General features: G+C 35.5%; 28 protein-coding genes. All 28 read right to left on the reverse strand.

The annotated features are described in order from the left end of the window. Positions 1-543: 543 nt before the first annotated feature. The 28 genes from ACM9HF_RS04440 to ACM9HF_RS04575 all read right to left on the reverse strand — a co-directional run bounded on the left by ACM9HF_RS04440 (position 544) and on the right by ACM9HF_RS04575 (position 25827). Positions 544-1248: a hypothetical protein gene (locus ACM9HF_RS04440; protein ID WP_473614689.1), complete on the reverse strand. Its 705-nt coding sequence runs from the start codon at positions 1246-1248 to the stop codon at positions 544-546. 8 nt (positions 1249-1256) lie between these two features. Continuing rightward, positions 1257-1589, reverse strand: a complete 333-nt coding sequence (locus tag ACM9HF_RS04445; protein ID WP_473614693.1) for a lysozyme family protein — start codon at positions 1587-1589, stop codon at positions 1257-1259. 634 nt (positions 1590-2223) lie between these two features. Then, a complete protein-coding gene (locus ACM9HF_RS04450) occupies positions 2224-2667 on the reverse strand; it encodes a hypothetical protein (protein WP_473614696.1) in 444 nt (147 codons plus the stop codon). 115 nt (positions 2668-2782) lie between these two features. Then, the gene (locus ACM9HF_RS04455; RefSeq protein WP_473614700.1) at positions 2783-3034 is read right to left on the reverse strand and encodes a hypothetical protein; all 252 of its coding nucleotides are present in this window, start codon (positions 3032-3034) and stop codon (positions 2783-2785) included. A gap of 118 nt (positions 3035-3152) precedes the next feature. Further along, positions 3153-3389 carry a hypothetical protein gene (locus tag ACM9HF_RS04460; protein ID WP_473614704.1) on the reverse strand — a complete coding sequence of 79 codons (237 nt, stop codon included), beginning with the start codon at positions 3387-3389 and terminating at the stop codon, positions 3153-3155. A gap of 105 nt (positions 3390-3494) precedes the next feature. Then, complete coding sequence (locus tag ACM9HF_RS04465; RefSeq protein WP_473614709.1) at positions 3495-3797, reverse strand: hypothetical protein; 303 nt, start codon at positions 3795-3797, stop codon at positions 3495-3497. A 103-nt stretch (positions 3798-3900) separates the two neighbouring features. Then, entirely contained in the window at positions 3901-4302 is a 402-nt protein-coding gene (locus tag ACM9HF_RS04470) for a hypothetical protein (protein WP_473614712.1), read from the reverse strand. A 191-nt stretch (positions 4303-4493) separates the two neighbouring features. Then, positions 4494-5048, reverse strand: a complete 555-nt coding sequence (locus ACM9HF_RS04475; RefSeq protein WP_473614715.1) for a TIR domain-containing protein — start codon at positions 5046-5048, stop codon at positions 4494-4496. Between the two features lie 62 nt (positions 5049-5110). Then, a complete protein-coding gene (locus tag ACM9HF_RS04480) occupies positions 5111-5947 on the reverse strand; it encodes a macro domain-containing protein (protein WP_473614718.1) in 837 nt (278 codons plus the stop codon). 148 nt (positions 5948-6095) lie between these two features. Beyond that, the gene (locus ACM9HF_RS04485) at positions 6096-6539 is read right to left on the reverse strand and encodes a hypothetical protein (protein WP_473614722.1); all 444 of its coding nucleotides are present in this window, start codon (positions 6537-6539) and stop codon (positions 6096-6098) included. Between the two features lie 111 nt (positions 6540-6650). After that, positions 6651-7547 (reverse strand): TIR domain-containing protein, encoded by an 897-nt coding sequence (locus ACM9HF_RS04490; protein WP_473614726.1) that lies wholly within the window; start codon positions 7545-7547, stop codon positions 6651-6653. Positions 7548-8331: 784 nt separating this feature from the next. Next, a complete protein-coding gene (locus tag ACM9HF_RS04495) occupies positions 8332-8583 on the reverse strand; it encodes a hypothetical protein (protein ID WP_473614144.1) in 252 nt (83 codons plus the stop codon). 479 nt (positions 8584-9062) lie between these two features. Beyond that, positions 9063-9470, reverse strand: coding sequence for a UPF0158 family protein (locus ACM9HF_RS04500; RefSeq protein WP_473614729.1), 408 nt, complete (start codon positions 9468-9470; stop codon positions 9063-9065). A gap of 122 nt (positions 9471-9592) precedes the next feature. Then, a complete protein-coding gene (locus ACM9HF_RS04505; RefSeq protein WP_473614732.1) occupies positions 9593-9856 on the reverse strand; it encodes a hypothetical protein in 264 nt (87 codons plus the stop codon). A 124-nt stretch (positions 9857-9980) separates the two neighbouring features. Beyond that, positions 9981-10226, reverse strand: coding sequence for a hypothetical protein (locus ACM9HF_RS04510; RefSeq protein ID WP_473614735.1), 246 nt, complete (start codon positions 10224-10226; stop codon positions 9981-9983). Positions 10227-10332: 106 nt separating this feature from the next. Then, entirely contained in the window at positions 10333-10944 is a 612-nt protein-coding gene (locus ACM9HF_RS04515; RefSeq protein ID WP_473614738.1) for an MSMEG_1061 family FMN-dependent PPOX-type flavoprotein, read from the reverse strand. A gap of 124 nt (positions 10945-11068) precedes the next feature. Then, on the reverse strand, positions 11069-11590 hold the full coding sequence (locus ACM9HF_RS04520) for a hypothetical protein (protein ID WP_473614741.1): 522 nt from the start codon (positions 11588-11590) through the stop codon (positions 11069-11071). An 85-nt stretch (positions 11591-11675) separates the two neighbouring features. Continuing rightward, positions 11676-12131, reverse strand: a complete 456-nt coding sequence (locus tag ACM9HF_RS04525) for a hypothetical protein (protein ID WP_473614743.1) — start codon at positions 12129-12131, stop codon at positions 11676-11678. Between the two features lie 1532 nt (positions 12132-13663). Continuing rightward, complete coding sequence (locus tag ACM9HF_RS04530) at positions 13664-14287, reverse strand: hypothetical protein (protein WP_473614145.1); 624 nt, start codon at positions 14285-14287, stop codon at positions 13664-13666. Between the two features lie 1505 nt (positions 14288-15792). Beyond that, positions 15793-16023: a hypothetical protein gene (locus ACM9HF_RS04535; protein WP_473614744.1), complete on the reverse strand. Its 231-nt coding sequence runs from the start codon at positions 16021-16023 to the stop codon at positions 15793-15795. A 1251-nt stretch (positions 16024-17274) separates the two neighbouring features. Next, positions 17275-17526, reverse strand: a complete 252-nt coding sequence (locus ACM9HF_RS04540; protein ID WP_473614144.1) for a hypothetical protein — start codon at positions 17524-17526, stop codon at positions 17275-17277. 128 nt (positions 17527-17654) lie between these two features. After that, on the reverse strand, positions 17655-18044 hold the full coding sequence (locus tag ACM9HF_RS04545) for a hypothetical protein (protein ID WP_473614748.1): 390 nt from the start codon (positions 18042-18044) through the stop codon (positions 17655-17657). Positions 18045-19160: 1116 nt separating this feature from the next. Further along, positions 19161-19535 (reverse strand): hypothetical protein, encoded by a 375-nt coding sequence (locus ACM9HF_RS04550; RefSeq protein ID WP_473614751.1) that lies wholly within the window; start codon positions 19533-19535, stop codon positions 19161-19163. Between the two features lie 105 nt (positions 19536-19640). Beyond that, positions 19641-19838, reverse strand: a complete 198-nt coding sequence (locus ACM9HF_RS04555) for a hypothetical protein (protein WP_473614222.1) — start codon at positions 19836-19838, stop codon at positions 19641-19643. A gap of 819 nt (positions 19839-20657) precedes the next feature. Beyond that, a complete protein-coding gene (locus ACM9HF_RS04560; RefSeq protein WP_473614098.1) occupies positions 20658-21038 on the reverse strand; it encodes a hypothetical protein in 381 nt (126 codons plus the stop codon). A gap of 804 nt (positions 21039-21842) precedes the next feature. Beyond that, entirely contained in the window at positions 21843-22142 is a 300-nt protein-coding gene (locus ACM9HF_RS04565; RefSeq protein ID WP_473614753.1) for a DUF6984 family protein, read from the reverse strand. Between the two features lie 444 nt (positions 22143-22586). Next, complete coding sequence (locus ACM9HF_RS04570; RefSeq protein ID WP_473614757.1) at positions 22587-23009, reverse strand: hypothetical protein; 423 nt, start codon at positions 23007-23009, stop codon at positions 22587-22589. Positions 23010-25185: 2176 nt separating this feature from the next. Next, entirely contained in the window at positions 25186-25827 is a 642-nt protein-coding gene (locus ACM9HF_RS04575; protein ID WP_473614760.1) for a hypothetical protein, read from the reverse strand. Positions 25828-25846: the final 19 nt, after the last annotated feature.

The following is a 25846-nucleotide window of genomic DNA, read 5'->3' on the forward strand; positions in this document are numbered from 1 at the left end:
TTTGAGGTAGCAAAAGGGTAATTAAAAAATAAGGAAACATTAGCTAAACTTCCTATGCTATATAACGCCTCATTCAGAGGCAAATAATTGTTGGCTAAAATCGCGACGCAGGAGCACAGCCAGCTGTAAAAGTCCCGTTGAATTGCTTGTTATATGCCTGATAAACCTAAACATAAATACACAAGTTCAAAGTAAAAGACGGTAGTAATAACCACACTATAAATTGAGCTACCCACAAATACCAGAACGAAATAATAGCTTTGCCACAAAAGTCTCTTTAACAAGGCAAAGCTTATTAGTGACTATTGGAAAACTACAATAGCGATACTCGTAGTAGCGTTTACAAAAGTACGTTTGATAACAATATTTTTAGCTAAACCAACCATACTATTTGAGTGCATATAACGCCCAACTCAGGCGCGCATTTTATGTAGGGTTTTTGTGTAATAATTGGAGCTTGCGACATATACACAAAAACGGCGTAATAAAATGTGTCGCTTGCAGTTGTTTGTTAGGCACGCCGCATGCATCATATGTCTATTATTATTTTCGCCAAAGCATCATCGGGGCTGCATCGGGAGATAGTTTCGTTAATACCACCCAATCCGTTCCCTTACCAAATGCATCTTTCACATACCAATCCATACGCATAAAAACATCTTGAATGCCATCTCGATTAAAGTCTGCACGCGCTACTTGCACGTAATGCACATCCAAATTATCTACTTCTACCGAAACACGGTTTTCATCCAGTGCTTCCACAAGAGTCAGACTTGCATCATAGGCCGACAGTGTTCCCGCGCGCCCATCTAAACCTTGGCCGCCTAAATAGGGGATGGCTGTGGCAGGAAAGCGTTTGATCAAATCAAAATCAAACACTTTAGGCCAATAACTCTTGGCGGATTTTGGTGCATCAAAAAACTTATTGGCCGCAATACAGTTATCTTTAAGCCACTGCCAACGGTGATATTCTCGCTCAACCACCGCACCCTCACCACTGTGAAGCACCAAAGAGCACTCTTTTACGGTAAAGGGCTTTTCATCCTGCCCTGTAAATTCAATAGTGAATTGAATATCTGATAAGTAACCGTCGGTTTTGACTCTCTCGCCAAGCATCAAAGGGTTTAACCATGCAACTTCAGTATCCACTGGAGGCGTAGATGTTTGATTATGCGAAGCACAAGCACTCAGCAAGCAAAAAACAATACTTAGGTATACCCTGTAAGGGCTAATTAATGGAGACTTCATAACGACCTCTAAGGTTTTTTTGGCAGTTTTTGAACAGAACGAAACAGGTTCTCAACATAGGTATTTCGATTCGGAGCTATACCGATACGTTTACTCTCGGCAGCCGCCGCAGACCAGTTTTCACTTTTAATTGAATTATTCATCTTTACGTATTGCGTTCGCAACTTTGTGATACCCAAATTAAAGACCATATCAAATAAGGCTTTTTGCACCGCGTGAGGCATCACATCAAAGTTTTTGGCAAAGCCGTTTGCCGTGGTGTAATACTTTGTCAGTTCTGTATAGTACGTTAAGATATGTTTTGCTTTTTGCGCCACAATATCGTGATCTTTCATTGCCAAGGTCGTATGCGCCTTATAAGAGTTTGCATTACGACAAAGCTGAAAGGTTGCTTTTTAACTGCATCATACTCCGCTTGCTTCTCTGCCAGCGAGGCCACCACAAGCACATTATTGGCGTCTTTTTTATACATTGTTACGGTAGCCATAGCCGCCTTATTTGGAATTAAATGGCCAATTCCTACGGTTACGCCCCCCTAGTATCAAGATATAAGTGAGGAATGCGGACTTCGTATTTCTCGGTGTTTTTAATCACTTCCGTTTTGACTGTTACGTTTAATGGCATAATAAACTTTTTTTTAATTTTAAATATTTCGATTTCGTATGAACAATTGTAAGCTACACTAAGTGCCTAACGCCTCATTAAGAGGCAAAAAATTGTTGGCTAAAATTAGCGACGAAGGAGCAAAAGCCAACTGTTTTTTGTCCTGCTTTAATGATTTGTTATAAGCCACTTACTCCACACCTATTTCTTAATGTTTTTTGGTATAAAACCAAGTAGTTGTTCAGAGCTTTGAATAGTTAATCGCTGCTCTGGAAACTGGTGCAATTTAATATTTAAGTACTCAGTGCCAGAAATTAATTTACCCATACGCTTAAGAAAACTAGGTGTTTTTTTAGAAAACGATCCACTTTCCTATGTAATAGCTGCAATGTCTCCCCAAGGAATAAACAAGTTTTTATGACCAAACTTGAAAGGGAAAAGTACCCTTAAATAAAGTCCTTTGTTATTTGCAGAAACCTTTAAAATACCATTATGCCTTGTTTTTCCGATATACCCATTTCCGGTTTGGAAATTTTCATCTGGATTTTCGTCTTTATTACTTCCATATTTTTTCGCTAATTTTTGCCATCCACTTTCTTTTCCTAACGAATAAGAGACTCCAAACCAACCTGCTACAAAGACAATAAAAAACCACTGGGAAGTTAAAAAAGACTCTAATAAGCCCTGAAAATTGATTACATACTTTTGGGCAATGGGAGGTATTTCACCACCAGAGCCTGAATAGAAAGAAAGGATGAAAAATGAAAAAAATGAAACAGCCCAAATTAATCCTATAAACTTTAAAACAATCTTCATACTATCCTTGTGGCTTATAACGCCCAAATAAGGGGCTAAAAATTGTGGGCTAAACTTGAGCGAAGCGAAGAGCCCGCTGTTTTTAGTCCTGTTGATTTGCTTGTTATATTTCAAATCACATTGCGGAATATACGTAATATAAAGCCGGAGAACATAAGACTAAACCAATGAGTAATATTTTAAAGAAACCATCTTGTTGAGCTTTATGAGAAACGGAAATACTAAATCCATCGGAAACTTCTTCTTCAAATGGTCGAAACTTTCTATAAAGTTTTACAGCGATCGCACCGACAACAAAAACTCCAATTATGGAAGCAATGATAATTAATATGAATAACCACGCTTCTATGGATGAACCATTGCTCATTTAATACTCCTTGAAATATAACGCCACGTTAAGCGGCAAAAAAATGTTGGTTAAAATTGTGAACGGAGTGAAACAGCCAACTGTTTTTTGTCCGTTTGAACGCCTTGTTAGAGTTCATCTACTCCTCTTTATCAGGCTTCTTTTTCTCTCGCATAAATAGTCCGACACAGATAAGAAAAATACCACCACCATACTTCTTAAGTAACTCAATTTTAAACAATGTTGGGTTTTCAGATTCTTTCAAGTTCATACCTACTCTGGTAGCTTCACCATCCGTTGAATCTCGATCTGCCATATAAAGACTAGATAAACCCAAAATAATAAGTAATAAACGAGCCTTCCATAGTTTCGACATTTGCATAGAACTCTAACGCCCAAATAACGGGCTAAAAATTGTGGGCTAAATTTGAGCGAAGCGATGAGCCCACTGTTTTTAGTCCTGTTAATTTGCTTGTTAGCTTTACTCTTGCTCCATTGGATAAAACGAGTAACCTGAACCAGGATTTCGCCTAATATAAGTAAACCAATTAACTTTGCACATGTCACTTAAATAGATCATTGGAGAAGGTAATTCGCTTTCTGATGTCCTAAGTATATTTTGAATGTGGGTGTCATTCTTGATTAGTTCTACGGCCTTTAACTCTGCTTGTTTTTCATCGCTTGCTTTGACCCATCGAGTCGTAACAAAGCCAAGTAGTTCTTCTTTGCCTTCGAACTCTACAAAAAAGTTCTCACCTTCTAACAAAACCTGAAAATAACTCATATCTTCCTTGTAAAGCTAACGCCCAAATAACAGGCTAAGTAATGGTTGGCTAAAATTGTGTAGCGAAGCGAAACGTAGCCAACTGTTACGTGTCCTTGTTGATTTACTTGTTAGAGTACTTTTCACCAAACTCTTCTAGCTTACTATATACATCACGTAAGCCAATTAATATGTCTGGGCCTCTAGTTTCAGAATCTGGCATCTCAAAGAAAATAACACTCTTGTTAGAGGCAGATACCTCCTTAATAACATATGACAGCATTACAGATTTATAGTTTTGAACTCTATCAATAACGCATTTATTAGGTACCCTATAATCTTCAATACTCTCTCGGTAAAGCAGTAAAATACTTTCATCGCCCTTAGCTTCATTACCAGTAGCTAAAACCCTAATTAATTCACCTTGCTTTAGTTCACCTTTAAAGGTCTTAATTACTTCGTATTCTTTTACTGGGTAGTCACATGTTTCGCCATTAATAATTTTTGGTATCGTTTGAACATACATGAAATGTGCTACATCAGTTGAAAACTTAAATTCCCCACTAAAATCTAATAACTTCTCGTGCTTTGAACAGGAGCTAATTAGTAATAATATAGATATATAGAATGCTAATCTCATGAGTACTCTAACGCTCGCATTTGCGGCTGGTTTGGAGCGCAGCGGAAAACAAGTCCGACAATATGCGCTTGTTAGGGCTATACCAAGCCCCATTCTTGATGGGCCTCACGAGTGTAGAAACCATACCCATTTGTAGGATAATTTTTGTTATTTATATTAAATTGACTCAAAGCATCCAGAACAGGGGCTTTTTTAAAAGGAATATGAATAGCTCTTGCCGACCCATTTTCGATTCGGGATTTTAGTGCTGGAGGCCAATAATCATATAATTCTGCTGGAGCCATAATTGAATTAAAATCGGGATACGCCAGTATTAAGGGTAATTCACAATTGTCTACAGCGTATGCTATTTCGAAAGGAACCCAATCTGTATCATTTTTAGTTGTTTTTGTCAGTATCAAGAGAAACTGCTTAGAATTCTTAAGTCTTGTGACTAAGCTTCTTCTTAAGGTTTCTTTTTGAGAGGAATCCCTTACCGCCCCTGTTTTTTCATGGCTATTACAGAGGTTGAAATCAATATTCTTGCTAGCATCCCACATTTTCATAGTGTTGTAATACTTTATGTCTGACTTCGTTGGATCTGTAGTTCCGCCAGCATGGAAGGCAACATATGTTCCGTTACGATAAGCCATCTTTAGCTCCAATATATTTCATATAAATTTTATCTCACCTCACAAGGTTTCCTTCCGAAAATTCAAATACCGTTTCTAGCTGACTTTATATCTAAGAGATTAATTTTATCAATCTTGTCCTTGTGGATAATAATCGTAAGTCTAGCTGGGTATTTAAACCGCATCTCACTAATCCTAAAAGTCCAAAGCATAATTTTAAGCAAGTCTTCATCACTTATATTTTTGTGACCCTGAATTCGTGTTATACCTGAGCCAAATATGGGGGTTGCTACATTTTTTTGTGCATAGACCCTATTTACTTTGTCCCAGAAATTAATCAAAAACTCTAAATACTCTGGCATTGTAATTAAAGCCTTATTCGAATCATCAAACTTAGTTAAGGCTGTCAGTAGATAATTCTTGTATATACAAATAGAACCAAGTTGATAGCGTTGCTTTTTTCCCTGCTTTCTATCTTCATTAGTGCCTACAAGCTCATCTTGATCAAATTCATAAGCGGCTATGTGCTCATCTAATTCTGCGACAGTAATATCAAGATATGTTTGAATAAAAGTCCCATTCAGGGATATTTCAGAAATTACTTTATTATCCACTTGCGTATCAAAGTATTCATTGAAAGCGATAACTTTAAAATCAGGCTCTTGGAAAATGTCGCCTACTTTTATTGTTACATCACTTTCTTCGATTTTGACGTTGATCTTAGTGAGTTTGTTAGACCACAACCATATTCCAAGATAGATCAGCACTAGGGATACCAAGAACCCCCCGCCGTATAAGTTTTTACACTCTTTTGGTATGTCAACGAAAATTACAAGCAATGATAAAGTTGTACTTATAATAGCGGTAATCTTTAGAAAGTTTTCAATAACTCTCCGATCAAAAAAGCTGACCTTCATCATTAATTTACGCCCTTTATTTTTCTATGTATTACCATGACTGAGTGTGTACAAGTCAGAGCCCTAACGCTTTGCTAAGCGGCTAAAAATGGCTGGCTATAATTGCGAGGAACGAGCACAGCCAGCTGTTTGTGTCCGTTTAAGCAACTTGTTAGCTTGAAAATTTAACAGTAACAGTACTAGCACAAGCCATAATAATATTTTCATTTGTTAAACATTGATTATACAGAGGTTTTAACTCCAAATAACTAGGAGTTTCTATATCATGGTGATTTCGCATGCAACGCCCGAAATAATACCCCTGAACCAAATCGATATTTTCTTTAGCTTTTGCTAAATCCTCTAATTCTTTGACTGTTTCCCAAGTCATGAACGGCCCAAGACTAACAAGATTTTTTGTTAAACCGTGCTTAGCCGCCAGGTAGGTTTCCATAACATCTACAGCATATTTAGCACAATACCTATTAACTTTTAGGTTACTAGAATATTGCTTCATAGTAAGCCCCTCATATTGTTTTTTAACTACCTTATCTTTTTGATTTGTCGTACTGCACCCTGCTATAAAAAATATAACTGCGAAGATAAATACTTTCACTATGCGTTCCTTTCAAGCTAACGCCCTGTTAATGGGCAAAATATAGTTGGCTAAAATTAAGCGACGAAGGAGCAAAAAGCCAACTGTATTTTGTCCTTGTTAAACAGCTTGTTAACTGCCATTTACATCGTAACCAGCAGCCTTTAGTTCTTCATCTAACTCTTCTTTCCAATTGCCTACAGCATCCATTGCAACATAGATAACACCACTAATATCATTAGGAGTTTCAACAGTGCCTTTAACCAACGCTGCAACTCGCGAACGCGTGAGTTTAGCGATTAGATAACCATGTTCAAATACGACATTTTGTCTCGCTCTCCACTTGTAGTTCAAAGAGTCTCTTTTAGCTCCCACATCACACTCTGTATAGAGAACAATACCAAATCCTACGTTACTGTAGTGATCAATCTTTTCGATGATCGTTCTTCCGCCGCTTGCCTGCATATGCAGAATTATTGGCTCTAAACCTTTTGATTCAACATATGCTTTAACATCGTTTTTAGCATGCTCATCATGGCCATGAACTATAAAAATCTGCTCTTTGTTAAAATTGCTACCTGCTACAGCAGGCTTGTTCTGCTCTATGAACCCTTGCTCAGGGACTAAAGGTTTTACCTGATTTTCTGCAAGAATCCGATGTAAATCGGTATTTTTAATCGCCCAATGAGTGCGGGAAAATTCAAAGTCAGTAATCCCCAGCTCTAACGCAAGTCTTACGACATTTTGGTTATCAATTATTCCAATAGAATCATCTCGTTGAAAGGTGAGCTTATAATCCCTTCCGTGGTTGGTAATATTGATTATTTTGGCTACAAATGCACCGTCTTCGCAATGTTCATGCATAACGAGTGCAGGGAAATTTTTAATTTCTCTTACTGTTTCAGGAGTAAGCGTTCTATAACGCATTTGAGTTTCTGAATCTGTATATTCAAGGAAACGAGAAGCAGCCACAATAATCTCGTTACTTGGATCTTTAGGGCCAATGTACCCAATTATCAGGTTATACATAACTATCCTTGGCAGTTAACGCCCAATTAATGGGCTTTTATTGCTGGCTAAATTTGCGAGGAACGAGCACAGCCAGCTGTAAAAGTCCCGTTGAATTGCTTGTTATATGCCTGATAAAACTGAACTTAAATACAAAAGTTAGAAGTAAAAAACGGTAGTAATAAACGCACTATAAATAGAGCTACCCACAAATACCAGAAAGAAATAATAGCTTTGTTACATTACGCAGTAATAAAAACAACAAAGCTTATTAGTGACTATTGAAAAACCATAATAGCGAAACCCGTAGCAGCGTTTACAAAAGTACTTTTGATAACAATATTTTTAGCTAAAGCAACAATACGATTTGAGTGCATATAACGCCCAATTAATGGGCTTTTATTGCTGGCTAAAATTGCGAGGGACGAGCACAGCCAGCTGTAAAAGTCCCGTTGAATTGCTTGTTATATGCCTAATAAACCTGAACTAAAATACAAAAGCCAGAAGTAAAAGACGATAGTAATAAACGCACTATAAATTGAGCTACCCACAAATGCCAGTACGAAATAATAGCTTTGCCACAAAAGTCTCTTTAACAAGGCAAAGCTTATTAGTGGCTATTGCAAAGCTATAATAGCGAAACCCGTAGCAGCGTTTACAAAAGTAAAAGTTAATAACCAAATTATTAGCTAAAGCCCCCTACTACATGAATTGCATATAACGCCCAATTAATGGGCTTTTATTGCTGGCTAAAATTTGCGAGGAACGAGCACAGCCAGCTGTAAAAGTCCCGTTGAATTGCTTGTTATGTACAATTACTGCTTTGATTAACTTCTTTTTCTTGATGGCCAAAAAACTTAGTACCTGATTGATTATTTTCTTTACGTTGATATAAAAGACGAATGTATAAGAAAAATAATACTAGCGGTCCAGCTATTAAACCTAAACAGAAAATAATTATCTGGGTGAATTGTGAATAACCTAATTCCATTGCCCATTTAGCACTCAAAATCCCAAATAAAAAAGCTACTGAACCCGTTGTTAAATTTATATCCATATTACTCTCCATAGTTAGATTTACACAATTTGTACATAACGCCCAATTAATGGGCTTTTATTGCTGGCTAAAATTTGCGAGGAACGAGCACAGCCAGCTGTAAAAGTCCCGTTGAATTGCTTGTTATATGCCTGATAAACCTAAACATAAATACACAAGCAACTAGTAAAAGACGGTAGTAATAACCACACTATAAATTGAGCTACCCACAAATGCCAGAACGAAATAATAGCTTTGTTACATTACGTAGTAATAAAAACAACAAAGCTTATTAGTGACTATTGGAAAACTACAATAGCGATACTCGTAGTAGCGTTTACAAAAGTACGTTTGATAACAATATTTTTAGCTAAACCAACCATACTATTTGAGTGCATATAACGCCCTGTTAACAGGCAAAAAATAGTTGGTTAAAATTAGCGACGAAGGAGCAAAACCAACTGTTTTTTGTCCTTGTTTAACAGCTTGTTAGCTGCTGATTATATAATACCTTGTTCTGTACACCATTCTCGTAATGCTTCTTCAGTGCGCTTTGCTTCAAATTCATACCATTCTTCAATTTTATCAGCGCTCTCTAGTAAAGATTTGAACCTTGCATAAGCACCTTTACGATTAAAGATTGAACGTACTTTTTCATATTCTGTTGGTAAGTATTCTAGAGTAAAATCGAAAGCGAGATTATTACCAAGGTTCAATTCATTTTTATGAGGGATAGCCAAATATTTTTCATCATTAATATCATCTGGTAATTCCTCTTCATTATCACCAAACTCTGAATAAAAATATGTTTTGCCTGATTCTTTACAAATGTACCCTTCATGATCCAATGGTGAACCAAAATTGACGAGTTCAAATAGATCTAAAACATCGCTAAATTTAATATTCATGCTGACCTCTGATGTGCGACTAAGCAGCTAACGCCCAATTAACAGGCAAAAAATGGTTGGCTAAAATAAGTGAACGTAGTGAACAAAAAGCCAACTGTTTTTTGTCCTTGTTTAATTTCTTGTTAGGTGTTAATTACACTCTCAGTTTTACAACTTTTACACCACATGAATTTCACTTTCTTATACATTAGAAAATGACCAACTAAAGCAAGAATAATGGCTAGTGGAAGTAAAATTGGTTTATATGGCAAAGCTGGTGGGTAAGCTAAAGCTAAGCCGCCAAATACCACAGCTATTAACTCTAAAATAGATGCTAGACCTACAATGCTTGATTTAACCTTTTTGGTTTTCTTTTTGAGTTTTTCACCACAATCTTCACACTGCATATATATTCCCTTAACACCTAACGCCTCATTCAGAGGCAATAAAATAGCTGGTTAAAATAAGCGAGGCACGAGCAAAAACCAGCTGTTTTTTGTCCTGCTGAAATGACTTGTTAGGTGCAGATTATCACTGAACTCCGCCGGGCATACTATCATTACCTTGGCCATCATTTGGATTTCTTGGTGGATTAGGCTTATCGTAACTTGATACAAAAGAATAAATTATTATTGCACCAATTATTGGGATTAACCAAATTACGATTGCTTGCGCCACTTTTTGAAACACCTCAAGAGAGTCACAATTTAAAAGCCTAAAAGAAACATAAATATTAATTATTATAAGTACAACTATCGCGATAATTAACAAATCCATGTTTTGCACCTAACGCCACGTTAAGCGGCAAATAAAAGCTGGCTAAAATGTGTGAGGCACGAACAACAGCCAGCTGTTGTTTGTCCGTTTAAACGCCTTGTTAGTTTTATAAGTCGGTGACGTAGCGTTCTTTGACACCCGCATCTAGCGTTTCTATAAACTCTGAGTTTTCTCCAAGATTAGCAGCAATCTCTTGACCGAACGATATTTTTAATTTTTCTGACCAACTATCTGGCTGCCAAATTTTACTTCTGAGAAATGCCTTACCACAATGAAAATATGCGTTGGTTACTTTAACTTCCATCACAAGTAAAGCTTGGTGTGACTTAGATGCTAAAGACTTACAGATTTCATTACCTTTTAACAATCGACAAGTCCCATGAACTCTTAAAGACTCGACGGTTCCCGGAACTAAGAAAATTAAAGCTACTTTGTTTTGTTGAACAATATTTGATAATGAGAAAGCTAATTTATTACCACGTAACTCAGGAATTAATAACGTATTATTATCTAGAACTTTTACAAAGCCAGCTTCATCACCTTTTGGAGAAATTGTAGGAAAACCATCACTATCCACCGTTGAAAGCATCATGATTGGAGACAAAGAAACAAAATTAGTCATCCTATCATTCAGGAAAGAATAAATTTTCTTACTCGCTACAGGATTTGGTTCGCCTACAACTTCTCTTACTTCTTCAAAGGTACTTAATACTTTCATGATCACCAGACTTAATTTATAAAACTAACGCCACGTTAAGCGGCAAAAAATTGTTGGCTAAAATTGTGAACGGAGTGAAACAGCCAACTGTTTTTTGTCCGTTTGAACGCCTTGTTAGCCAGTTTTACTCTGTAACATTAACAGTTGTAGATTGCCCTATATTTAAACCCTTTGATATAAAAAACACATCTACGGTTAAATCAAGTTGGTACTGTTTTGAAGGCGGTGCATCTAACCAAGGAAATAATAATATCGCTTTACGGTCACTTAAAATCCGACCTTTAACAGGTGTGTCTGGAAATATTAGATCAGGTGTATCGCCTTTAATCAACTTAAAGTAAAGACCAAACTCATCAATTTTATAGGTAGATTTAGGAGGTAAAGTAATTTCAAATTCAATTAATCCAGCATCCCCACATGAACTACCTCTACTTTCAGTAGCACGAACAATTCTAAGAACCTTAACTTGTGGGGTTGGAACAGATTCCCAATATTCCCCAAGAGAAGAAGGATCACTTTGAGCAGGTCCTGCGTGTTGCTGCCATTCTTCTTGCGATGGCGTAAATGCTCTATACCCTGAAATTGAACATGCTAAAAGGTCAAAGCTGAGAAAGGTAAAAAGAAATAGAATAGTTAAAACTTTCATCGATACTCTCGAACTGGCTAACGCCTCGTTAAGAGGCAAATAATAAGTTGGCTAAAATAAGCGACGCAGGAGCAAAAGCCAACTGTTATTTGTCCTGCTTTAACGACTTGTTATGCGTTTTTTTAAGCTGATTAATAATTTTTTGGAAAAGGTTTTTATACTCTCCAAGTATTCTTAAACAGTTGAAAGGATTACAAATTGAGATTAACGAATAACCGTTGTCAGAATTTTTTGAAAGAAAAACTTCCCAGTCATTTACTACAAAATTTTTGTGAATATATCTGGCATCAGAATCTATGAGTGTTTGAAAATTTAAATTTTCTGAGTAACTAATATCAGCTTCACCCATTTGAATCAAAGTGTCTAACCCTGATTCATGAGGGCATGAATAATTGTGCCAATCTCCATTTATAGTTTTTTTACAATCGATCAAAAAACCTGTTTTAGTAATAAATGTGTCAACTAAAGAATCCGCTGCTTGGCATAATGGCGTAAAGAGAATAAAAAATAAAAATACAACTTTTTTTGCTGAATTCACCATACTCTCCTAAACGCATAACGCCCAATTAATGGGCTTTTATTGCTGGCTAAAATTTGCGAGGAACGAGCACAGCCAGCTGTAAAAGTCCCGTTCAATTGCTTGTTATATGCCTGATAAACTTTAACTTAATTACTGAAGTTCAAAGTAAAAGACGGTAGTAATAAATGCACTATAAATTGAGCTACCCACAAATACCAGAACGAAATAATAGCTTTGTTACATTACGCAGTAATAAAAACAACAAAGCTTATTAGTGACTAGTGAAAAACGACAATAGCGAAACTCATAGCAACACTTACAAAAGTAAGATTGATAACAATATTTTTAGCTAAACAAACAATACTATTTGAGTGCATATAACGCCCAATTAATGGGCTTTTATTGCTGGCTAAAATTTGCGAGGGACGAGCACAGCCAGCTGTAAAAGTCCCGTTGAATTGCTTGTTATATGCCTGATAAACCTAAACATAAATACACAAGCAACTAGTAAAAACCGATAGTAATAAACGCACTATAAATTGAGCTACCCACAAATACCAGAACGAAATAATAGCTTTGCCAACAAAAGTTTTTTAAATAGGCAAAGCTTATTAGTGACTAGTGAAAAACTACAATAGCGAAACTCGTAGCAGCGTTTACAAAAGTAAGGTTGATAACCAAATTGTTAGCTAAGCACCCTGCTTCATGAATTGCATATAACGCCCAATTAATGGGCTTTTATTGCTGGCTAAAATTGCGAGGAACGAGCACAGCCAGCTGTAAAAGTCCCGTTGAATTTCTTGTTATATGCCTGATAAACCTAAACATAAATACACAAGCAACTAGAAAAAGGCGGTAGTAATAACCACACTATAAATTGAGCTACCCACAAAAGCCAGAACGAAATAATAGCTTTGCCACAAAAGTCTCTTTAACAAGGCAAAGCTTATTAGTGGCTATTGCAAAGCTATAATAGCGAAACCCGTAGCAGCGTTTACAAAAGTAAAAGTTAATAACCAAATTATTAGCTAAAGCACCCTACTTCATGAATTGCATATAACGCCCAACTAAGGGGCAAATTAATGCTTGGCTATAATTTGGAACGCAGTGACAAAAGCCAAGCTTTATTTGTCCCGCTTTAGTTACTTGTTAGTTGCCGTTTACTTGTTTGCAAGAATAAACATTAAAATTATTGAAACAACGGGTAAACACATTAAATTAAGAAAACTCCAATATTGTTTTATTGTCAGAGAGTAAAACCCTAAACAAAGGTGAATACTGGTAATAACACTACATATTACGCCACTTGCTATCAGCTTAAAATTGTACTCGGTATCAGGAAAAAATAGCACAGCAACTATACATGCAGGCAAGATGATTATTAACTCAGTTAAAACAAAATGAGCATCATCTAAAAACTTGATATATCTCCGAGCTAGATTCATATAATGGCAACTAACGCCCTGTTAAGGGGCAAATTGTAGTTGGCTAAAATGTGAAGCGGAGCGGAACCAGCCAACTGTTATTTGTCCCGCTTGAACAGCTTGTTAGCATTACTTTACCACAAGTTTATCGACAACTTGTTTAACTTTATTTGTATTTCCATTGGCAATACACGTTTGTTTAAGCTCATGTATTAAATTGACTAACTCGCCCATACGCGTGCCCTGATCAGGACTCCATGTTTTACCTGCCATCGGTGCCAAGAATATTGAATTATCATGTTTTCTAGGGGTAGAAAAGTGATAAGTAGTACCATCCATACCTAAACGGTTATTCGACGAATACTTAGTTTTTAATAACTCGGATACCCAAATTTTTTCTAATTGGATTGCTAATTGATTTGGGATTGAAATGTTACACTTTTCTATCGGGTTAACAGGAACATTGTTACTGTAAATTTGCCAATAATGTATTTCTGCTTCTAAAAGTATTAGAGAATATTGATTTTCTATTTTTTTAATAAATAAGGCTGACTCTGAATCAAAAGATGGAATCGTAATTACTTTTAAAATTACATCGTTAGCATATGCGGCTTCAAATGCTTTTGTGACAAATAAATGATAATTATGTGTTACCTGCATTCGTGCATAAATAGATGTTTCTGGATATAAGTGCTCTTGAGAATGAACAAAAGAAGAAACTATGCTGAATAATAAAACATTTAAAATTTTCACAAGACCATCCATGTAATGCTAACGCCCAATTAATGGGCTTTTATTGCTGGCTATAATTGCGAGGAACGAGCACAGCCAGCTGTAAAAGTCCCGTTGAATTGCTTGTTATATGCCTGATAAACCTAAACATAAATACATAAGCAACTAGTAAAAGACGGTAGTAATAAATGCACTATAAATTGAGCTACCCACAAATACCAGAACGAAATAATAGCTTTGCCAACAAAAGTCTTTTAAATAGGCAAAGCTTATTAGTGACTAGTGGAAAACTAGAATAGCGAAACCCGTAGCAGCGCATTAAAAAGTAAAAGTTAGTAACCGAATTATTAGCTAAAGCACCCTACTTCATGAATTGCATATAACGCCCAATTAATGGGCTTTTATTGCTGGCTAAAATTGCGAGGAACGAGCACAGCCAGCTGTAAAAGTCCCGTTGAATTGCTTGTTATATGCCTGATAAACCTGAACATAAATACACAAGCAACTAGTAAAAACCGGTAGTCATAAACGCACTATAAATTGAGCTACCCACAAATGCCAGTACGAAATAATAGCTTTGTTACATTACGTAGTAATAAAAACAACAAAGCTTATTAGTGACTATTGAAATACTACAATAGCGATACTCGTAGCAGCAATTATAAAAGTAAAAGTTATTAACCTAATTCTTAGCTAAAGCACCCAACTACATGAATTGCATATAACGCCCAATTAATGGGCTTTTATTGCTGGCTAAAATTGCGAGGAACGAGCACAGCCAGCTGTAAAAGTCCCGTTGAATTTCTTGTTATATGCCTGATAAACCTAAACATAAATACACAAGCAACTAGAAAAAGGCGGTAGTAATAACCACACTATAAATTGAGCTACCCACAAAAGCCAGAACGAAATAATAGCTTTGCCACAAAAGTCTCTTTAACAAGGCAAAGCTTATTAGTGGCTATTGCAAAGCTATAATAGCGAAACCCGTAGCAGCGTTTACAAAAGTAAAAGTTAATAACCAAATTATTAGCTAAAGCACCCTACTTCATGAATTGCATATAACGCCCAATTAATGGGCTTTTATTGCTGGCTAAAATTTGCGAGGGACGAGCACAGCCAGCTGTAAAAGTCCCGTTGAATTGCTTGTTATATGCCTAATAAACCTGAACTAAAATACAAAAGCCAGAAGTAAAAGACGATAGTAATAAACGCACTATAAATTGAGCTACCCACAAATGCCAGTACGAAATAATAGCTTTGCCACAAAAGTCTCTTTAACAAGGCAAAGCTTATTAGTGGCTATTGCAAAGCTATAATAGCGAAACCCGTAGCAGCGTTTACAAAAGTAAAAGTTAATAACCAAATTATTAGCTAAAGCCCCCTACTACATGAATTGCATATAACGCCGCTATCACCGGACAGCTAGGCGTAGTTGTAATTTATGTTAATGGAGCGCCAGCGAAATGCATAAATTGCAAAACGTAGCCTAGCTGTTCCGGTGCATAGCTTTGTTATACGCTACCCTACATAAACCGAACAGACGGCTGAAAAATACCAACAACAAACCAAATACTAGCTGCAATAAAATATATCCATACGAATAGCTTTATGCCATCAGCACTCCAGGTGGGAGCAAAGTGATGAATAAGGAAGCCTGATGTTAGTGTACCTTCTAGCCACTCAGCGCCGTTCCACCTTATTATCCACAACCAAAAAATCACTTCAAATAAGTAGAATAGTATCCAGATTGTCATCGAATAATGGGAGCTCCATTTTGTGTATAACGCCCCGCTAAGGGGAAATTTATTGTTTGCTAAAATGTTGAGCGGAGCGAAAACAGCAAACTGTAAATTTTCCCTCTTGAGCGACTTGTTATGTTTACTAATTAACTAAACCATCAAATAACACCAACAAACCTGTAAGAATTATTGCAAAATAAAATAGTAATACAAGGATACCCATAAAGGAAAATAATAAGAATTTTTTAGAGTCTATGAATATAAATTTATTTTTTAACAATTCATATAAAAGATATGAAAATACACACAGCAATGAAAATACAATTATGTGATAAGCGTCAATTGGCTTTATAAATTCCATGTACATGAGAGCAATAGAAGCGACAAACACTAACGTCACAATAGTGTTAATTTGCAACTTAATCTTTTTCCACTTTAATAAAATATCTTTCATTAACCTTTCAAAATAAGTCAAACTACAAGGTAAACATAACGCCCAATTAATGGGCTTTTATTGCTGGCTAAAATTGCGAGGGACGAGCACAGCCAGCTGTAAAAGTCCCGTTGAATTGCTTGTTATATGCCTGATAAACCTTAACTTAAACACAAAATCTAGAAGTAAAGACGGTAGTAATAACTGCACTATAAATTGAGCTACCCACAAATGCTAGAACGAAATAATAGCTTTGTTACATTACGCAGTAATAAAAACAACAAAGCTTATTAGTGACTATTGGAAAACTCCAATAGCGAAACCCGTAGCAGCGTTTACAAAAGTAAGGTTGATAACAATATTTTTAGCTAAACCAACAATACTATTTGAGTGCATATAACGCCCACATTAACGGGCTAAATAAATGTTGGCTAAAATAGTGAACGGAGTGAACATAGCCAACTTTATGTGTCCCGTTGAATGCCTTGTTAGGTTTTGATTACACCTAAACGTCGAAATTTCGTTTTATATAAACCTTAGCCTGACTTTTATAAAGGTATAGAGCAATCGTTATTGCCAGAGAAATTAATAGCCAAGGCACAACTTGCTTATTAAAATTTAAACCTGATTTAACAGTTAAATCTATAGTTTCCGATAACAGAAATGCAGACATTAAAAATGCCAAATAAAGTACCAAATTGTAAAACTGAAATATTTGTTTGCGATACTTCATGATAAAAACCTAACGCTTTGCTAATGGGCAAAATAAAGTTTGCTAAAATGTGCGAGGCACGAGCAACAGCAAACTGTATTTTGTCCTGTTAAGCAACTTGTTATGTACAATTACTGCTTTGATTAACTTCTTTTTCTTGATGGCCAAAAAACTTAGTACCTGATTGATTATTTTCTTTACGTTGATATAAAAGACGAATGTATAAGAAAAATAATACTAGCGGTCCAGCTATTAAACCTAAACAGAAAATAATTATCTGGGTGAATTGTGAATAACCTAATTCCATTGCCCATTTAGCACTCAATATCCCAAATAAAAAAGCTACCGAACCCGTTGTTAAATTTATATCCATATTACTCTCCATAGTTAGATTTACACAATTTGTACATAACGCCTCGTTAAGAGGCAAATAATATGTTGGCTAAAATAAGCGACGCAGGAGCAAAAGCCAACTGTTATTTGTCCTGCTTAAACGACTTGTTATGCTTTGCGGCAATACTTTTGAAAATCCCAGTCATCTAATATTTCAAAGCCGTTGCAATGTGGAGCTGGAGCAATACACTGAAAATAATTGCTTATTATATTTTTCCCAAGCTCTCTATTATCAATAACGTCTGGAAGCGAGCTAGGTAATTTACTTTGGCATTTAGCCAGTTTCTTATTTATATAAGACGGACATTTGTTTAGTTCTATGTTGTAATCTTTAGCATTATTTTTACATGAATCATGAGCCAGAGCCTCAAAGTGCTTAATATATTCTGAGGTTGGTACAGGATTATTATTTACATCTGCAATATCGTAAGTTACCGGTAAAGTGCTGTAATAGTAATATCCTCCAGCGATCAGAAAAATTAGTATAAGTTTATTCATAGGTACGTCCTTGTTAAATTGTAAAAAAGCATAACGCCCAATTAATGGGCTTTTATTGCTGGCTAAAATAGCGAGGAACGAGCACAGCCAGCTGTAAAAGTCCCGTTGAATTGCTTGTTATATGCCTGATAAAACTGAACTTAAATACAAAAGTTAGAAGTAAAAAACGGTAGTAATAAACGCACTATAAATTGAGCTACCCACAAATACCAGAACGAAATAATAGCTTTGTTACATTACGAAGTAATAAAAACAACAAAGCTTATTAGTGACTATTGAAAAACCATAATAGCGAAACCCGTAGCAGCGTTTACAAAAGCACCTTTGATAAAAACATTTTTAGCTAAACCAACCATACTATTTGAGTGCATATAACGCCCAATTAATGGGCTTTTATTGCTGGCTAAAATTGCGAGGGACGAGCACAGCCAGCTGTAAAAGTCCCGTTGAATTGCTTGTTATATGCCTGATAAACCTTAACTTAAACACAAAATCTAGAAGTAAAAGACGGTAGTAATAACTGCACTATAAATTGAGCTACCCACAAATGCCAGAACGAAATAATAGCTTTGCCACAAAAGTCTCTTTAACAAGGCAAAGCTTATTAGTGACTATTGAAAAACGATAATAGCGAAACCCGTAGCAGCGTTTACAAAAGTAAAAGTTAATAACCAAAATATTAGCTAAAGCACCCTACTACATGAATTGCATATAACGCCCAATTAATGGGCTTTTATTGCTGGCTAAAATTGCGAGGGACGAGCACAGCCAGCTGTAAAAGTCCCGTTGAATTGCTTGTTATATGCCTGATAAAACTGAACTTAAATACACAAGTTCAAAGTAAAAGACGGTAGTAATAAATGCACTATAAATTGAGCTACCCACAATTGCCAGAACGAAATAATAGCTTTGCCACAAAAGTCTCTTTAAAAAGGCAAAGCTTATTAGTGACTATTGAAAAACTAGAATAGCGAAACTCGTAGCAGCGTTTACAAAAGTACGTTTGATAACAACATTTTTAGCTAAACCAACCATACTATTTGAGTGCATATAACGCCTCATTCAGAGGCAAATAATTGTTGGCTAAAATAGCGAGGCACGAGCAACAGCCAACTGTTATTTGTCCTGCTGCAATGCCTTGTTAGGTTTACATTGTTCCCAAAGCATCTCTTTGTATTTTTTAGCTAAAAGTATATCTTTATTTATACCTAATGATTTAGCACCAAACCCAGTTTCATAATATAGTTTTGCTGCTTTTATCGCGTCACAATTACCTAAAGATGCGGCTTTTATTAAGCAAGCGGTAGCTACTTCTGACTTCCGTTTGCCAGGATAGTTTACCTGATATGCATTGGCGTCGATCTCATCGGGCTTATACGCTACTGAAAAAAATAGAGAGTACATATCATTTACATCAGACTCAATAGGACATGCATTCTCTGCTTTAATATTTAAAGACACAAACATAAATACCAATGCTAAAATTTTCATCGTAAACCTAACGCCCAATTAATGGGCTTTTATTGCTGGCTATAATTGCGAGGAACGAGCACAGCCAGCTGTAAAAGTCCCGTTCAATTGCTTGTTATATGTAAATTACATATACGTTTTAACCAATTCCATTAACTGAGTAACTAACATTATTGAACCTAATACGATAAAAACATTAGGCGAAGCAAAATTAGATTTAGCAGGAGGAGTACTTTTAAGCTTTTTCCCGTGAGCTATTAACCCTAAACCAACACAAATTAGAACAAGGCTGATAATTAAGTCAGCTAAAACATTTGGTGACACTATACTTCCTTTTACATATAACGCCCAATTAATGGGCTTTTATTGCTGGCTAAAATTTGCGAGGGACGAGCACAGCCAGCTGTAAAAGTCCCGTTGAATTGCTTGTTATATGCCTGATAAACCTAAACATAAATACACAAGCAACTAGTAAAAGGCGGTAGTAATAACCACACTATAAATTGAGCTACCCACAAATGCCAGAACGAAATAATAGCTTTGTTACATTACGCAGTAATAAAAACAACAAAGCTTATTAGTGACTATTGGAAAACTATAATAGCGAAACCCGTAGCAACACTTACAAAAGTAAGATTGATAACAATATTTTTAGCTAAACCAACCATACTATTTGAGTGCATATAACGCCCAAATAAGGGGCTAATTATTGCTGGCTAAAATAACGAACGAAGTGAGGCAGCCAGCTGTAATTAGTCCCACTTCATTTTCTTGTTATGTGTTGCGTTTAAACAATATTATCTGATTTATACAAGACAACAAAATGAATATTGAGAGTAAACCGATTATTAATGGGTGGCTCAAGAGATTAAGTACAAAACTAAATGTGAAGTAAACACTAATATCTTTACCCTCAAAGTAATCGAAGGCTAAACTTAATGGCACAATAAAGGTTACAAAACAAAAGAAAACCTTAATTGCGATCCAAGTACCAACTAGAAATAGTTTAATATACTTCAAATTTCACATTCACCTGAAAAACACATAACGCCTCATTAAGAGGCAAAAAATAGTTGGTTAAAATAAGCGACGAAGGAGCAAAAACCAACTGTTTTTGTCCTGCTTTAATGACTTGTTATATTTTCAGTTCACAGCAACAGGTACGTTTATAGATATACCACACCCATCTCCGTAACTAAAAATTAAGTTATGCTTTTCAATAGCATCGGCTTTAACGAGGAACCACACTTTAGCCTCACCTTCGTCTTCAAATATTTTTAGTGCGGAATAAAACGCTGGATTATTTTTATCACCTATAATCATCCCGGCTAAATTAAATGGTTGCCCGTCAATCTCTTGAGGAATTGAAACTGAAATACTGTATGTGCTTTCATTTAACTCACTATTTATTTTAAATTTACTCGCATAGGCAGCATCCCATTTTGCATTTTGTTCTTCAGTTTCAACACAACTTGTTGCACTGGCAAAGAATGAAAAGAAATATAATGCTAATAGAATTCGCATACTCGACCTGCTTTGAAAATATAACGCCCAATTAATGGGCTTTTATTGCTGGCTAAAATGTTGAGGAACGAAACAGCCAGCTGTAAAAGTCCCGTTGAATTGCTTGTTATATGCCTGATAAAACTGAACTTAAATACAAAAGTTAGAAGTAAAAGACGGTAGTAATAAACGCACTATAAATTGAGCTACCCACAAATACCAGAACGAAATAATAGCTTTGTTACATTACGCAGTAATAAAAACAACAAAGCTTATTAGTGACTATTGAAAAACTACAATAGCGAAACCCGTAGCAGCGTTTACAAAAGTACTTTTGGTAAAAACAATTTTAACTAAAACACCCAACTACATGAATTGCATATAACGCCCAATTAATGGGCTTTTATTGCTGGCTATAATTTGCGAGGGACGAGCACAGCCAGCTGTAAAAGTCCCGTTGAATTGCTTGTTATATGCCTGATAAACTTTAACTTAATTACTGAAGTTCAAAGTAAAAGACGGTAGTTTTAAATGAACTATAAATTGAGCTACCCACAATTGCCAAAACGAAATAATAGCTTTGCCACAAAAGTCTCTTTAACAAGGCAAAGCTTATTAGTGACTATTGAAAAACGACAATAGCGAAACTCATAGCAACGTTTACAAAAGTAAAAGTTGATAACCAAATTGTTAGCTAAAGCACCCTACTTCATGAATTGCATATAACGCCCCAATAAGGGGCTAAAAATTGTTTGCTAAAATGTGAAGCGAAGCGAAACCGAGCAAACTGTTTTTAGTCCCGCTTAATTGGCTTGTTATGAGTACTTACTTTAACCTTTGAGTTGGAGAAAAATCAACTTTCCAAACATCTAGTTCGTAAATTTCACCTTCTTTATCAAGATATAGAGTTGCTAAGACTTTTGTACCATCTGAATCTTCAAAGGTATATTCTGAGGCTTGCCTCCCAAACATCCTATTTTCATGATTTGGGCCAAAAGCTAAACTCCCCATGCCACCATCATCAAGTGGTTTAACAATAAGAGCTTTTAGATTAACTTCCATATTTGCGAGCTGAAGAAGTTGACTCATTATTTCTTCCTCGGCTAGATTTAACTTCCGAACCATAGGTACTCATAACGCCCAATTAATGGGCTTTTATTGCTGGCTAAATTTGCGAGGAACGAGCACAGCCAGCTGTAAAAGTCCCGTTGAATTGCTTGTTATATGCCTGATAAACCTAAACATAAACACACAAGCAACTAGTAAAAACCGGTAGTAATAAACGCACTATAAATTGAGCTACCCACAAATGCCAGAACGAAATAATAGCTTTGCCAACAAAAGTCTTTTAAATAGGCAAAGCTTATTAGTGACTATTGAATAACGATAATAGCGAAACTAGTAGCAGCACATAAAAAAGTAAGATTGATAACAATATTTTTAGCTAAACAAACAATACTATTTGAGTGCATATAACGCCTCATTCAGAGGCTAAAAATTGATGGCCAAAATAGCGAGGCACGAGCAACGGCCAGCTGTTTTTAGTCCTTTGCAATGCCTTGTTAGGTTTTAAATGCGTAAAACCTTAAAAATTAATACCTTCATTACATCTGTAAAAGATATAGCTTTTTTAAACACGAAAAGTCTAAAAATCAATATTTGCATTGCTACCATAAAATAATACATAGGAAAAACATAGTAAAACAGAGGGAAAACAAAATAAAATAATAAACCTAAAGGGAAAGCTGTTAAAACATAGTAACCATAATGCTTATTTGTATATTTACAAATAAGCCAATGCATTGGATAACCGATAAATAGCCAGCCTAAAATAGAAAAGAATAAATAAAAGCTTAGATAAAGAAATAAAGATCCAATAGAGCTAAAAATGTCATTAGTTGATTTTGCGATAACCCAAACATATGCAGAAAAAATGATACTGACATAACTTATACTTTTAATAATGGCGCTATCCCAATTACCAGTATTCAACTAATTCTCCGGAAAACCTAACGCCCAATTAATGGGCTTTTATTGCTGGCTATAATTTGCGAGGGACGAGCACAGCCAGCTGTAAAAGTCCCGTTGAATTGCTTGTTATATGCCTGATAAACTTTAACTTAATTACTGAAGTTCAAAGTAAAAGACGGTAGTTTTAAATGAACTATAAATTGAGCTACCCACAATTGCCAAAACGAAATAATAGCTTTGCCACAAAAGTCTCTTTAACAAGGCAAAGCTTATTAGTGACTATTGAAAAACGACAATAGCGAAACTCATAGCAACGTTTACAAAGGTAAAAGTTGATAACCAAATTGTTAGCTAAAGCACCCTACTTCATGAATTGCATATAACGCCCAATTAATGGGCTTTTATTGCTGGCTATAATTGCGAGGGACGAGCACAGCCAGCTGTAAAAGTCCCGTTGAATTGCTTGTTATATGCCTGATAAATCTAAACTTAAATACAAAAGTTCAAAGTAAAAGACGGTAGTAATAAATGCACTATAAATTGAGCTACCCACAAATACCAGAACGAAATAATAGCTTTGTTACATTACGAAGTAATAAAAACAACAAAGCTTATTAGTGACTATTGAAAAACGATAATAGCGAAACCCGTAGCAACGTTTACAAAAGTACTTTTGATAACAATATTTTTAGCTAAAGCACCCTACTACATGAATTGCATATAACGCCCAATTAATGGGCTTTTATTGCTGGCTAAAATAGCGAGGGACGAGCACAGCCAGCTGTAAAAGTCCCGTTGAATTGCTTGTTATATGCCTGATAAACCTAAACTTAAATACTGAAGTTTAAAGTAAAAGACGGTAGTAATAAATAAACTATAAATTGAGCTACCCACAAATACCAGAACGAAATAATAGCTTTGCAACAAAAGTCTTTTAAATAGGCAAAGCTTATTAGTGACTATTGGAAAACTACAATAGTGATACTCGTAGCAGCACTTACAAAAGTAAAAGTTAGCAACTAAATTATTAGCTAAAGCACCCTACTTCAGAATTGCATATAACGCCCCAAACAGAGGCAAATAATTGTTGGCTAAAATAAGCGACGCAGGAGCAAAGCCAACTGTTATTTGTCCTGCTGATTTGGCTTGTTAGGTGCTTAACCAATACTTGCGCGGTTTACCGCCAAAACACTTAACAAAGGCACAAAGCTATAATTCAAAATTAAAGTGAGAAAGTTTAACCGAGAAAAGAATACTTGAATTGAAAAGTCCTTTTCACAGAAGTTAATGATTTTTCCTTAATCACCTGATTTTGATAAAACACAAAATTAAAAACTTAAAAGTTTAACCTTGTTAACAAAGCATAATACTTTAAATTCAAAGCCGATTTAAAACAATAATAAACATAAAGAAAAAACACCTAACGCCCAATTAATGGGCTTTTATTGCTGGCTAAAATTGCGAGGGACGAGCACAGCCAGCTGTAAAAGTCCCGTTGAATTGCTTGTTATATGCCTGATAAATCTAAACTTAAATACAAAAGTTCAAAGTAAAAGACGGTAGTAATAAACGCACTATAAATTGAGCTACCCACAAATGCCAGAACGAAATAATAGCTTTGCCACAAAAGTCTCTTTAAAAAGGCAAAGCTTATTAGTGGCCATTGAAAAACTACAATAGCGAAACTCGTAGCAGCGCATAAAAAAGTAAAAGTTAGTAACTAAATTCTTAGCTAAACCACCTTACTACATGAATTGCATATAACGCCCAATTAATGGGCTTTTATTGCTGGCTAAAATTGCGAGGAACGAGCACAGCCAGCTGTAAAAGTCCCGTTGAATTTCTTGTTATATGCCTGATAAACCTAAACATAAATACACAAGCAACTAGTAAAAGGCGGTAGTAATAACCACACTATAAATTGAGCTACCCACAAAAGCCAGAACGAAATAATAGCTTTGCCACAAAAGTCTTTTAAATAGGCAAAGCTTATTAGTGACTATTGAATAACGATAATAGCGAAACTCGTAGCAGCGTTTACAAAAGTAAGGTTGATAACAATATTTTTAGCTAAACCAACCATACTATTTGAGTGCATATAACGCCTAATTAACAGGCAAAAAATTGTTGGCTAAAATTAGCGAGGCACGAGCAAAAAGCCAACTGTTTTTTGTCCTTGTTTAATTTCTTGTTAGAATTATTTTGCAATTACAAAGACATTATTTACAAGTTCTTTTTGTATTTCTAATCCTGACTTTTCAATAAGGTTAAACATATCACTTGTTGGTGACAGTGAATCAAGTTCACAACTAAACTTTCTTTTTAAATCAGTTTTATACATGGAAGAGACACCAATTAATTTTTTCGATGATAGACTATAAACATACAAACCTGCGAAGGTATTTAGGGCGTTTTCCCTAGCATAATATCCACCTGTAGAATTATAACGAAGACTACCATCATAAATTACTAAGGTATCAATCGATTTGGCAGCAATAACTGATTCATTAAATTTGATATTTTTAAAAGACGAAGCACCTTTTTCATCTTTTTTATAAGTAACTAAGTCACTATTTAAAGGTTCAACAACAAAGTTTAAATTAGATAGTTTTTCAGTAATTTTAGTGGTAAGCACTTCATTGAACTTATTGGGGATTTTATAATTATTTTCTTTGTTGTTAAAGATAGTAAAACCAATGTATTTACATAATAGATCATCACCAATCGTAGAAATAACACCTATTTTTCCTAAAGCCTCTTTGTTGCTTATCGTTAGTGGTTTGTTCTCAGTTGCTGCACAACCAGATAGTAAAAAAACAATTAATAATAACCTAAACATTGGGGATATCCTTATAATT

It is taken from the genome of Colwellia sp. RE-S-Sl-9, from assembly GCF_048296855.1.
Taxonomy (GTDB): Bacteria; Pseudomonadota; Gammaproteobacteria; order Enterobacterales; family Alteromonadaceae; genus Pseudocolwellia.